This window comes from Streptomyces sp. NPDC054866 (assembly GCF_053610745.1).
Genome location: NZ_JBSGZA010000009.1, coordinates 144,141 through 156,380, shown reverse-complemented (window position 1 = coordinate 156,380; position 12,240 = coordinate 144,141). Strand labels below are relative to the sequence as shown.

The window sequence follows — 12,240 nt, the reverse complement described above, 5'->3', positions numbered from 1 at the left end:
ACCTGTGGTGGCCCGCTTTTTTTTTTTAAACCCCCCTCACTTCCCCCCGGGCCCCTCCGGCCCGCCCCCCCCGCCCCCCCGCCGGGGCCCGCCCCCCGTCCCGCGCCCCCCCCCCGTCGCATGTCCGGGGCCTATTCGGCCAGCTTCGCCAGGGCCGTGTCGATGCGGGTCAGTGACTTCTCCTTGCCCAGGATCTCCAGGGACTCGAAGAGGGGCAGGCCGACCGTGCGGCCGGTGACCGCTACGCGGACCGGGGCCTGGGCCTTGCCGAGCTTCAGGCCGTGCTCCTCGCCGGCGGCCAGGACGGCTTCCTTGAGGGACTCGGGAGAGGTCCAGTCGGCGGCGTCGAGCTTGGCGCGGGCCGTCGTCAGGAGGGCGGCCGGGTCGCCCTTGCCCATGGCCTTCGTCCAGGAGGCCTCGTCCTCGACGGGCTTGTCGAGGAAGAGGAAGTCCACGTTCTCCGTGATCTCCGAGAGGACCTTGATGCGGGTCTGGGCGTGAGGCGCGATGGCCTCCCAGGCCGCCTGGTCGAAGCTCTCGGGGGCCCAGTTGGCGTGCGGGGCCTTCAGCCACGGCTCGCAGGCCGCCGCGAACGCCTTCACGTCCAGCATGCGGATGTGGTCGGCGTTGATCGCCTCGGCCTTCTTCAGGTCGAAGCGGGCCGGGTTGGCGTTCACGTCCGCGAGGTCGAACTTGGCGACCATGTCCGGGATCGAGAAGACGTCCTGGTCCGCGGAGAACGACCAGCCCAGGAGGGACAGGTAGTTCAGCAGGCCCTCGGGGAGGAAGCCGCGCTCGCGGTAGAGGTTGAGCGAAGCCTGGGGGTCGCGCTTGCTCAGCTTCTTGTTGCCCTCACCCATCACGTACGGGAGGTGGCCGAAGGCCGGGGTCACCTTGGCGATGCCCAAGTCGGTCAGCGCCTTGTAGAGGGCGATCTGGCGCGGGGTCGAGGAGAGCAGGTCCTCGCCGCGCAGGACGTGGGTGATCTCCATCAGGGCGTCGTCGACCGGGTTCACCAGGGTGTAGAGCGGTGCTCCGTTGGCGCGGACGATGCCGTAGTCCGGGACGTTCTCCGGCTGGTACGTGATCTCGCCGCGGACCAGGTCCGTGAACGTGATCGTCTCGTCGGGCATACGGAAGCGGACGATGGGCTTGCGGCCCTCCGTCTCGTACGCGGCACGCTGCTCGGTCGTGAGGTCGCGGCAGTGGCCGTCGTAGCCGGACGGCTTGCCGGCGGCGCGGGCGGCCTCGCGGCGCTCGTCCAGCTCCTCCGTGGAGCAGTAGCAGTAGTACGCGCGGCCGGCGTCCAGGAGCTTCTTGGCGACGTCCTGGTAGATGTCCATGCGCTGCGACTGGCGGTACGGCGCGTGCGGGCCGCCGACCTCGGGGCCCTCGTCCCAGTCGAAGCCCAGCCAGCGCATCGAGTCGAGCAGCTGCTCGTACGACTCCTCCGAGTCGCGAGCCGCGTCGGTGTCCTCGATGCGGAAGACCAGGAAGCCCTCGTTGTGCCGGGCGTAGGCCCAGTTGAAGAGAGCGGTGCGGACCAGGCCCACGTGGGGGTTGCCGGTCGGCGAGGGACAGAACCGTACGCGTACGGGGGTCGCGTTAGCCACGCTTGATCACCTTGTTGGTGAGAGTGCCGATGCCTTCGATGGTGACGGCGACCTCGTCGCCGACGTTGAGGGGCCCGACGCCTGCCGGGGTGCCCGTGAGGATGACGTCGCCCGGGAGCAGCGTCATGGCCTCGGAGATGTGCACGATCAGGTCCTCGATGGAGCGGACCATCTCGGCCGTACGCCCCAGCTGGCGCTGTTCGCCGTTGACCGTGCACTGGATGGTGAGGTCGGAGGGGTCGAGGTCGGTCTCCACCCAGGGGCCGAGCGGGCAGGAGCTGTCGAAGCCCTTGGCCCTTGCCCACTGCTTCTCGCGCTTCTGCACGTCACGCGCGGTGACGTCGTTCGCGCAGGTGTAGCCGAGGATGACATCACGGGCGCGCTCGCGCGGGACCTCGCGGCACATGCGGCCGATGACCACGGCAAGCTCGGCCTCGTAGTGCACCTCCTGCGAGAAGGAGGGGTACGCGATGGCGTCGCCGGGGCCGATCACCGAGGTGGACGGCTTGAAGAAGGCGACGGGGACGTCCGGGACCTCGTTGCCGAGTTCCGCCGCGTGGTCCGCGTAGTTGCGGCCGATGCCCACGACCTTGTTGGGGAGCACCGGAGGCAGCAGCCTGACCTTGCTCAGCGGGACCTTCGTGCCGGAGAGCTCGAAGTCCGCGAACGGGATGCCCTTGATGATGTCGAGGACGAGCCCATCGGTCGTTCCGGGAGGGCTTTCACCCTCGACCGCGCCGAAGGCGACGTTGCCGTCGATGGAGAACCTGGCGATGCGCAAGAGCGGTGCCCTTTGCTGGAGGGAGAGTCTGACCCCCCAGGCTAACGTGGCCGTGTGCCGCCAAGCCTCCCGTGACCCCGCGGCTTCGCCCTCCGTCGATCGCGCCCGAGCGCTCGTCCTCAATCGCCGGACGGGCTTGATTCCCCGCAGCTGCCGTCGCGCCGGATCCTCAGGCCGCCGACGGGCTGAACTCCTCCGGCGCGTCCATCAGGATCGTTCGCTTCGGGTTGGCCGTCACCGTCGGCAGTTCCGTCGCGTGGTCCGGCTGCTCGGCGGCCGGGGCGACCTCCTGTGCGTCCGTGAGGTGGGCGAGGGTGGTGCGGCGCGGGTTGGCTATGTTGCGGAACATCGCCGACTTCACAGTCTTCATCTGCTGTTCGGGCCCTGTCAGTTGAGGTGTCGTACGGGGGACGCGGGTTGTCGGATTCGCCATCCCTGTAAAGCGTCAGGCTAAACATCCAATTCCCGCCCAAAGCCCGGATGAGGCCTTGATCTTCATGTGAGTTTGCTCACGAGCGAGCGGGCAAAAGGGTCAATTCAGGCTCGTGTAGGCCTTGTTGGAATCGGACATTGCGCCACTGAAGCCATCATTCCGCTCCCGATCATGAAGACTGGGACACCCCTCACCCAGAGCTTTCTTGGGCCCAATCGCCCGTTTTGCCCTGGATCACTTTCTACGTCTCGTGACGCGTCACTCACGCCCAGTCACGGAGGTCGCGGCGCGACACAGGGGCCTTGTTGGAGATCCTGCACTGTGCTGGAATTCCCGGGACCGCCGCGGGATCGAACCGGCGCGCAGGGGCGCAACGCAGCGCCGAGTGGCGGCGGGAAAGGGGAGCAGCGCCGGTCACTCACGACCACCATGGGGCGCTCTGCGCCCCACGACGCCGACACCGTCCCGCCGTTTGTGCGGAGGGACGCCTGGTCCAGAGGTTGCGACGCTAGTGCAGGGACGTTTCAAGAGGGATGGCAGCAGCGCTGCGGCGGAGCCGGAGCGCGGCGGGACCGACCGCGGCTCCTCGGCCCAGCACGCCCAGAACCCCGGGCAGGTACCGTCCGGCGACAACGGCCCCGGAGCCGTGCGCGGAGCCGGCGGGGTGAGTCTGCCCACCGCCGGTGCGTCATCGGGCAGTACGACGGGCACCGTGAAGTCGCCCACAGGACCCGGCTCGCGAATAGCCCTGCGCAACTGGCGCATCTCCACCCGCCTCGTCTCGCTGCTCGCGCTCCCCGTGATCACAGCGACCTCCCTGGGCGCGCTCCGTATCAACGAGTCCATGGACGAGATCCAGCAGCTCAACAACATGAAGCTGCTGACCGACATGACCAAGCGCGCCACCGAGCTGGCCTCCGCGCTCCAGGAGGAGCGCGACCGCTCGGCAGGCCCCCTCGCGCACGGCGCGAACTCCTCGGACTACGTGGTCAAGGGCGCCCGGCAGAAGACCGACCGCGCCTACAACCGCTTCTTGCAGGAGACGCAGGACCTCGACAACACCGACGGCGACAAGGGCCTCCTCGGCGTCCGGGCCAACACTGTCGAGATCACCCAGCAGCTCCAGCAGATCAACAGGGTCCGCAAGGACGCCTACGACGACCCGAGCTCCACCTCCCAGACGGTCGACGCCTACAGCCAGCTCATCGAGCAGCTGCTCTCTCTGTCCTCGGACATGGCGCAGGCGACCAGTAACCCGGACATGATCCAGCGCACCCGCGCCCTGACGGCGTTCTCCTCCGCCAAGGAGTACGCGTCGGTGCAGCGCGCCATCATCGCGGCGGCGCTTCCGGCGGGCGACGCCTCCTTCGGCAAGATCTCCGAGACGGACCGGCGCTACGGCTTCTCCGCGCTCGACAAGGAGAACTCCCAGCTGGACGCCTTCAAGGGCATCTACGCGGGCAATCCCGACGAGCTCACCAAGCCCATCGACGGCGGCAACTCCTCCATCAAGGGCGCCGACTCCTACGCCAAGCGTGTGCTTGAGCAGGAGGGCGGCATCAAGCTCCAGGACAAGCGCTCGTACAAGGACTGGGTCGACAACGACACCACCAAGATCGACGCGATGTCCAAGATCGAGCTCACGCTGCTCAACGAGATGGAGCAGAAGGCCCGCGAGCTGCGCAACGAGTCCGAGCAGGCGGCCATCCTCAACGGTGCGCTGATCCTGCTCGTCCTCGGTGTCTCGCTCGTCGGCGCCTTCGTCGTGGCCCGGTCCATGATCCGCTCGCTGCGGCGCCTCCAGGACACCGCGACCAAGGTCGCCCAGGACCGCCTGCCCGAGCTCGTCAAGCAGCTCTCCGAGGCCGACCCGCAGGACGTCGACACCTCCGTCGAGTCCGTCGGTGTGCACTCCAGGGACGAGATCGGCCAGGTGGCCGCGGCCTTCGACGACGTGCACCGCGAGGCCGTCCGCCTCGCCGCCGAGCAGGCGTTGCTGCGAGGCAACGTCAACGCGATGTTCACCAACCTCTCGCGCCGCTCCCAGGGTCTTATCCAGCGCCAGCTCTCGCTCATCTCCGAGCTGGAGTCGCGCGAGGCCGACCCCGACCAGCTCTCCTCACTCTTCAAGCTCGACCACCTCGCGACCCGCATGCGCCGTAACGGTGAGAACCTCCTCGTTCTCGCCGGTGAAGAGCCCGGCCGTCGCTGGACCCGGCCCGTCCCGCTCGTCGACGTGCTGCGTGCCGCCGCGTCCGAGGTGGAGCAGTACGAGCGCATCGAACTCTCCGCGGTCCCGACGACCGAGGTCGCCGGACGCGTGGTCAACGACCTCGTGCACCTGCTCGCCGAGCTCCTGGAGAACGCGACGTCGTTCTCCTCGCCGCAGACCAAGGTCAAGGTCACCGGTCACGCGCTGCCCGACGGGCGTGTGCTGATCGAGATCCACGACACGGGAATCGGCCTCTCCCCCGAGGACCTCGCCGCGATCAACGAGCGGCTCGCGTCGCCGCCCACCGTGGACGTCTCGGTCTCGCGCCGCATGGGTCTGTTCGTGGTCGGCCGTCTGTCGCAGCGTCACGGCATCCGTATCCAGCTCCGTCCTTCGGACTCCGGCGGCACGACCGCGCTCGTCATGCTGCCCATCGATGTCGCCCAGGGCGGCAAGAAGGCGCCGAACAAGCCCGGTGCGCCCGCCCCCGGCCAGAGCGGTGGCCCCGTCGCCGCGCAGGCCTCGGCGGGTGCCGCTGCCGCGCGTCGCGGAGTCGGCGCCGGGAACGGTGGCGGCAACGGTGCGCCCGGCTCGGGTCCCGCGGGTTCCCAGGGCAGGCTCGGTGCCGGTCCGCCTCGCGGTCAGGTCACGGGCTCGGGGCCGCGGGCCGCGCTGCCTTCGCGTGACGGGGGGCCGCGTGCCGGTTCGCCGTCCGCTCCGGCGGGTGCTTCAGGTCCTTCCGGTCCTTCCGGTCAGCAGCCTCCCCGGCAGGGACAGCCCGGGCAGGGCGCCGCGGCCGGTACCGGTGGCAGCCTCTTCGGGGGCGGGCAAGGCGGACAGGGCGGTGGCCGCGGTCAGGCTTCCGCGCCGCAGCCTCCGGTGCCTCAGCAGCGTACGAACCCGGTGAACCCCGCAGGGTCCGCGAACCCCTCCGGTCCCGCGAACGACGCCGGGGGCCAGGGGCGCAGGCCGCAGCTGCCGCCGCGCGGTGGTCCGCGTGCCGAGCTTCCCGGGGGCAACCCGCAGCCGCGCGTGCCCAGTTGGAGTGACGAGAACGCGCAGCCGCAGATCTCGCGGGAGCCGTTCGACACCCCGCGTGGGCACGAGGAGCCGGAGTCCACCGGACAGTTCCCGCACCCCGCGGCCGGCGCCTCCGCGCAGGGCCCCGGTTCGACCGCCGAGTTCGCGCGGCCGGACTTCAACGGGCCGCCGCCCGGTACGGGTTCACCGCAGCAGGGTGGCCAGGGCCAGCAGGGCACCGGGCAGTTCGTCCGCCCGGACGTCTTCGGCGGCCAGGACTCCTCCTCGTCCTCCGGTACGGGTCAGTTCCAGCGTCCCGGCACCAGCGCCCCCGGCTACAACGGCGGTACGCCCGGTGCCGGTGCCCCGCAGCAGCGCGGTGGCCGTGGTGACGCGGGCGACGCGCCTGGGCGTGGCCAGGGCCCGGCTCAGAGCCAGGGCCAGGGGCAGCAGGGCCTCCCGCCGGTTCCGCAGCAGCCCTCGCCGCAGCAGCCCTCCCAGCCCCAGCAGCCCGTACAGCAGCAGCCCGTACAGCCGGAGGGTCTGCCGCCCGCCGGTCCCGGTGACGGCCGTACCCCGCTGTTCGACACGCTGGAGACCAACTGGTTCCAGCAGCAACAGCAACAGCAGCAGCAAGGGCACCAGCCGCCCCAGGGCAGCGCCCCCGAGCAGCAGCAGCCCCAGCGGCCGCAGCGCCCGCAGGCCTCGTCGCCCTCCTCGCCCCTCCCGTCGAGGCCGCAGGCTCAGAGGCCGCAGGCACAGCAGCCGCAGAACCCGGCCGCGCCCCAGCGCCCGGCCCCCGCCACCAACGGCACCGGCGGCGGGAACGGCGGCAACGTCACGAACGGCAGCGCCGCCTCCTGGCGCACCTCGCCCAACGACGAGCTTGGCCGCCAGGCCGAGCGCGTCCGGCAGCCGTCCGCCGGTGGCGTCACCACTTCCGGCCTGCCGCGCCGCGTACCGCGAGCCAACCTCGTCGCGGGCACCGCACAGCAGCAGCAGGACAGCACAGGTCCGCAGGTCTCGCGTGCGCCCGACGACGTGCGCGGCCGGCTGACGAATCTCCGTCGGGGCATCCAGCAGGGTCGCCAGGCCGGTACCGGCCAGACCGGCAGCTTCCCCACTCACCAGCAGGAGCGTTAGTTGAGTCCGAGCCAGGCGGCACAGAATCTGAACTGGTTGATCACGAACTTCGTGGACAACACCCCCGGGGTGTCCCACACCGTCGTGGTCTCCGCCGACGGCCTGCTTCTGGCGATGTCCGAGGGCTTCCCGCGTGACCGCGCCGACCAGCTGGCCGCGGTCGCGTCGGGTCTGACCTCCCTCACCGCCGGGGCCTCGCGGATCTTCGAGGGCGGCGCCGTCACCCAGACCGTGGTGGAAATGGAGCGGGGGTTCCTTTTCCTCATGTCGGTCTCCGACGGTTCGTCCCTGGCCGTGCTCGCGCACCCCGAGTGCGACATCGGCCTTGTCGGATACGAGATGGCGCTCCTCGTGGACCGCGCGGGCGCCGTCCTCACCCCGGACCTCCGCGCCGAACTGCAGGGCAGCCTGCTGCACTGACTTTCCTCATCGGCCGCCCCACCGACCGAACGTACTGACCACCGTCCGGCCAACCTGGTGCCCCCCACCGGCTCTATCAGACGGCACGCAGACCACCTGCTGTCCCGCCCGGAGGATCCATGACCCCGCCCAACGCCTCTCACGATCCGTACGGCTCTCACGCGTCGTACGGCATTGAAGGCGACCAGCCGCTGGTGCGTCCTTACGCGATGACCGGCGGCCGGACACGGCCCCGCTACCAGCTCGCGATAGAGGCGCTGGTGAGCACCACGGCCGACCCGGCCCAGCTGATGGGACTGCTCCCCGAGCACCAGCGCATCTGCCACCTCTGCCGCGAGGTCAAGTCGGTGGCCGAGGTGTCGGCTCTGCTCTCCATGCCGCTCGGCGTTGCCCGGATCCTCGTGGCCGACCTGGCCGAGGCCGGGCTCGTCGCCATTCACCAGCCCGGCGGCGACGAGAACGCCGGCGGCCAGCCAGACGTGACACTGCTCGAAAGGGTGCTCAGTGGACTTCGCAAGCTCTAGCAGCGGCGGAGGCCGCTCCACCACCAGCGCGAAGATCGTGGTGGCGGGCGGCTTCGGCGTCGGCAAGACCACGTTCGTGGGCGCGGTCTCCGAGATCAACCCGCTGCGCACCGAGGCCGTCATGACGTCCGCTTCCGCGGGCATCGACGACCTCACCCACACCGGGGACAAGACCACCACCACGGTGGCCATGGACTTCGGCCGCATCACCCTGGACCAGGACCTGATCCTGTACCTCTTCGGTACGCCGGGGCAGGACCGCTTCTGGTTCATGTGGGACGACCTCGTACGCGGCGCCATCGGCGCCGTGGTGCTCGTCGACACCCGCCGTCTCGCCGACTGCTTTCCGGCCGTCGACTACTTCGAGAACAGCGGTCTGCCCTTCGTCATCGCGCTCAACGGCTTCGACGGCCACCAGCCGTACACCCCCGATGAAGTGCGCGAAGCTCTCCAGATCGGTCCCAACACGCCGATCATCACCACCGACGCGCGACACCGTGCGGACGCAAAGAGCGGCCTGATCACGCTGGTCGAGCACGCACTTATGGCACGACTCAAGTAGACGAGGCAGTACGGCAGTTGCCGTAGATTCCACAGAGCGGTCTGTGTCCTTTGACACGGATGACCGCTCTGTTCATAACGTTTCGACAGAGAATTCGCCGGGCGCCGCCACGCGTCGCGGTCGTCCGGTGTCGCTGTGCGCACAAGAGCCCCGCCTTTTGGCGGGGCTCGCTCTATTTGACCGTTTTATCTGAGGCTTACACCACTCGGAACTTGCGCTTCCCACTGTTTGGTAGAGGACCCCCTGACGTGCTGGAATGCGCTGAACTGCCCAGTAGCACGGGCCTTGGAGACGACAGCGGGACCGGTGTAGGTCCCGCCGCCGAGAGGTTGTTGGTCGAGTGAGGCGAAGCAAGACGAGCCCCGCACCGCCGCATACGCGGGACACGCGGGGCAACTTCACCCCGCCGCCGCGCACAGCGGCGTCCCCCACCGATGTGCAGGGCATGGAGCCGCCGGCGCCCACCGGCGGCAGAATGTCCCCGCGCAACTGGCGCGTGCCGACCCGCCTGAACGCGATCCTCCTGATACCCGTGCTCGTCGGCCTCGTCATGGGCGGCTTCCAGGTCAAGGGATCGATCGACACCTGGAGCGAGGCCCAGGACGCCGAGAACACGGCGCGCCTCGTGCAGGCGTCGCTGAACTACGGCAACCGCCTCATCGAAGAGCGCGACATCTCCGCCGCCCCGCTGCTGCGCGGCGACAAGAACAACCCGGCCGTCGTGAAGGCCCGCAAGGCCACCGACAAGGCCGGTGACGAGTTCGACGCCGCCGCCGAGAACATGCCGCAGAAGGAAGGCCTCAAGCGCCGCCTCGACGGCTTCCACAAGGTGGAGCCGGGCCTCCAGTCGCTTCGCCAGGCCGCGTACACCTCCAAGCTCTCCGGCGCGCAGACCGAAGAGGGCTACGTCGCCATCCAGCACCCCCTGATGGAGTTCGCCAACGAACTCGGTCTGGGCACCGGAAACATCACCAGCTACGGCCGCACGGTCTACGCCATCTCGCTGACCAAGGCCGCGCTCTCCCTCGAGCGCTCCATCGGCATGCACCTGCTGGTCAAGCCCGGCCCGACCGCGAGCAGCTTCGGCAAGCAGAAGGTCGCGCTCTCCTCGTACGCCTACCTCGAGGGCATCGCCATCGAGGAGTACACGGGCGGTGGCACCCCCGAGGACGTCGCCAAGCTCGAAGCCGCCAAGAAGAAGCTGAAGGCGGACGGCGAGAAGCAGGCCAAGCAGGCCGCCGCGGACGCGAAGGCCCAGGGCAAGACGTTCGTCCCGCCGCCGTCCCCCGAGGACATGGTCTCGGCCATGGCGACGCTGCCGAGCACGCAGCCCAGCGCCCGCGTGGAGCTCGCAGGCAAGGGCGTCACCAAGGAAGCCTGGTGGGCCACCACGTCCGCCAAGTTCGACGCGTACCGGACCATCGAGTCCGACCTCGCCGACAAGGCAGTGACCGAGGCCTCGGACATCGCGTCCAACGCCCAGCGCAACGCCTACATCACCGGCGCCATCGTCGTGATCGCCCTGCTCGCCGCCTTCATCCTGGCCGGGATGATGGCCCGCCAGATGTCCAAGGCGATGCGCCAGCTGCGTACGGCCGCCTTCGGCATCGCCGAGCAGCGTCTGCCGATGCTGGTCGACCAGCTCTCGCGCACCGACCCCGGTCGCGTCGACACCCGCGTACAGCCCATCCCGATCTCCTCCACGGACGAGATCGGCGAGGTCGCCCGCGCCTTCGACCAGGTGCACCGCGAGGCCGTCCGGCTCGCCGCCGAGCAGGCCCTGCTCCGTGGCAACATCAACGCGATCTTCACCAACCTCTCGCGCCGCAACCAGTCCCTGATCGAGGGCCAGCTGACCCTCATCACCGACCTGGAGAACAACGAGGCCGACCCGGACCAGCTGGAGAGCCTCTTCCGCCTGGACCACCTGGCGACCCGTATGCGACGCAACGGCGAGAACCTCCTGGTCCTCTCCGGCGAGGAGCCCGGCCGCCGCTGGGACCAGCCGGTCCCGCTGGTCGACGTGCTGCGCGCCGCCTCCTCCGAGGTGGAGCAGTACGAGCGCATCGAGCTCTCCGGCGTCCCCGAGGCCGAGATCCACGGTCTCGCCGTGACCGACCTCGTGCACCTGCTCGCCGAGCTCCTGGAGAACGCCACCACGTTCTCCTCGCCGCAGACCAAGGTCCGCGTCACCGCGACCCGTCTTCCCGACGGCCGCGTCATGGTCGAGATCCACGACAAGGGCATCGGCCTCACCGCCGAGGACTTCGCGGACATCAACCACAAGCTGGCCAACCCGCCGACGGTGGACGCCGCGATCTCCCAGCGCATGGGTCTGTTCGTGGTCGGCCGGCTCTCCGACCGGCACGGCATCCGCGTCCAGCTGCGCCCCTCGGGCGAGCAGGCGGGCACGACCTCGCTCGTCATGCTCCCGGACGGGATCACGCACGGTGGCGGCGGCGAACACCAGCTGCCCGAGTCCGAGTTCACGGTCTCCTCGATCATGCCGGAGCAGCAGGCTCCGGAGCAGTCCGCCTTCAACCACCAGCCGATGCGTACGGCGGCCGAGCTGGGCTTCGACGACAGCCGCTACAACAGCGACGCCGTCGAGTCCCCGGACCTCGACCCCGTGGGCCGTTCGCTGATGCGTGAGGAGCGGCGTGCCGCCCTGGAGGCGCAGGCGCAGTCCGGTGACGGCCGTCCGCTCTTCCGCGACGAGGTGGACCCGCAGCAGGGCTTCGACCAGCAGCAGGGCGGTTACGACCCCGCGTACGACCAGCAGGCCCCGGTGTACGACGAGTACAACCAGGGTCAGGCCGCGCAGCCCGCGTACGACGACGCGTACTACCCGGCGCAGGACGGCTACCAGGACGCCCCCTATACGGAGGCCGGTCACGACGATCACGCCGCTCGTACGGGTGCCGTGTCCGAGCCCTTCGTGGCGTACCCGGACCGCTCTCACCAGGACGACTGGCCGACGCGTGACGGATATGAGAACAACTCGGGCTCGTATCAGGCCGAGTACTCTCCGGAAGCGGAATCTGGTCCGGCGGCTCCCGCGAACGGCGCCGAGCGCGTAGGCTTCGACCGTCCCGGGCCGGCTCCGTCCGCTGTCCACGACACGACCGCTGCGGGTCTCCCGCGCCGCGGCGCCACCGGAAACGGTAGTGCCCCGGTCCCGGCCCCCACCGGCGACGCGTTCGGCAACAACGACGACAGCAACTGGCGTACGTCCAACGACGACCGCTGGCAGCGCGCCGAGTCCCTGAAGGAGCCGAAGGCGGGTGGCGTCACCCCGTCCGGTCTCCCGAAGCGGGTGCCCAAGGCCAATCTGGTCGAGGGCACGGCGGAACAGACCCCACAGGGCGGCCCTCAGGTCTCCCGCGACCCCGAGGACGTTCGGGGTCGGCTGAGCAACCTGCGCCGCGGCGTCCAGCGGGGACGCAGCGCAGGCAGTGACACCACGAATGGCCAGGCCACTAGGAATCAGCACAGTGGTCCTGACAGCACCTACAACCAGGAGCGTTAGTGT

At 69.7% G+C, this 12,240-nt stretch carries 8 protein-coding genes; 5 read left to right on the top strand and 3 right to left on the bottom strand.

Translation table 11 applies throughout. The features are described from left to right. Window positions 1–131: 131 nt before the first annotated feature. The 3 genes from gltX to ACWGI2_RS35425 all read right to left on the bottom strand — a co-directional run bounded on the left by gltX (window position 132) and on the right by ACWGI2_RS35425 (window position 2,764). Window positions 132–1,613: a glutamate--tRNA ligase gene (gltX, locus tag ACWGI2_RS35435; RefSeq protein ID WP_453699954.1), complete on the bottom strand. Its 1,482-nt coding sequence runs from the start codon at window positions 1,611–1,613 to the stop codon at window positions 132–134. Next, entirely contained in the window at window positions 1,606–2,394 is a 789-nt protein-coding gene (locus tag ACWGI2_RS35430; RefSeq protein WP_453400984.1) for a fumarylacetoacetate hydrolase family protein, read from the bottom strand. The genes gltX and ACWGI2_RS35430 overlap by 8 nt, the downstream gene beginning before the upstream one ends. Before the next feature lie 169 nt (window positions 2,395–2,563). Next, window positions 2,564–2,764, bottom strand: coding sequence for a hypothetical protein (locus ACWGI2_RS35425; protein WP_453700120.1), 201 nt, complete (start codon window positions 2,762–2,764; stop codon window positions 2,564–2,566). Between the two features lie 574 nt (window positions 2,765–3,338). Between ACWGI2_RS35425 and ACWGI2_RS35420 the strand changes: the two genes are divergently transcribed. From ACWGI2_RS35420 to ACWGI2_RS35400, 5 genes are all read left to right on the top strand, one after another. After that, on the top strand, window positions 3,339–7,202 hold the full coding sequence (locus ACWGI2_RS35420; protein WP_453699953.1) for a nitrate- and nitrite sensing domain-containing protein: 3,864 nt from the start codon (window positions 3,339–3,341) through the stop codon (window positions 7,200–7,202). Next, window positions 7,203–7,622 (top strand): roadblock/LC7 domain-containing protein, encoded by a 420-nt coding sequence (locus tag ACWGI2_RS35415; RefSeq protein WP_098244998.1) that lies wholly within the window; start codon window positions 7,203–7,205, stop codon window positions 7,620–7,622. A gap of 119 nt (window positions 7,623–7,741) precedes the next feature. Next, on the top strand, window positions 7,742–8,146 hold the full coding sequence (locus ACWGI2_RS35410) for a DUF742 domain-containing protein (protein WP_190084712.1): 405 nt from the start codon (window positions 7,742–7,744) through the stop codon (window positions 8,144–8,146). Further along, window positions 8,127–8,708, top strand: a complete 582-nt coding sequence (locus tag ACWGI2_RS35405) for an ATP/GTP-binding protein (RefSeq protein WP_160507410.1) — start codon at window positions 8,127–8,129, stop codon at window positions 8,706–8,708. Before ACWGI2_RS35410 ends, ACWGI2_RS35405 begins: the two co-directional genes overlap by 20 nt. Before the next feature lie 340 nt (window positions 8,709–9,048). Next, the gene (locus tag ACWGI2_RS35400; protein ID WP_453699951.1) at window positions 9,049–12,237 is read left to right on the top strand and encodes a nitrate- and nitrite sensing domain-containing protein; all 3,189 of its coding nucleotides are present in this window, start codon (window positions 9,049–9,051) and stop codon (window positions 12,235–12,237) included. Window positions 12,238–12,240 lie beyond the last annotated feature (3 nt).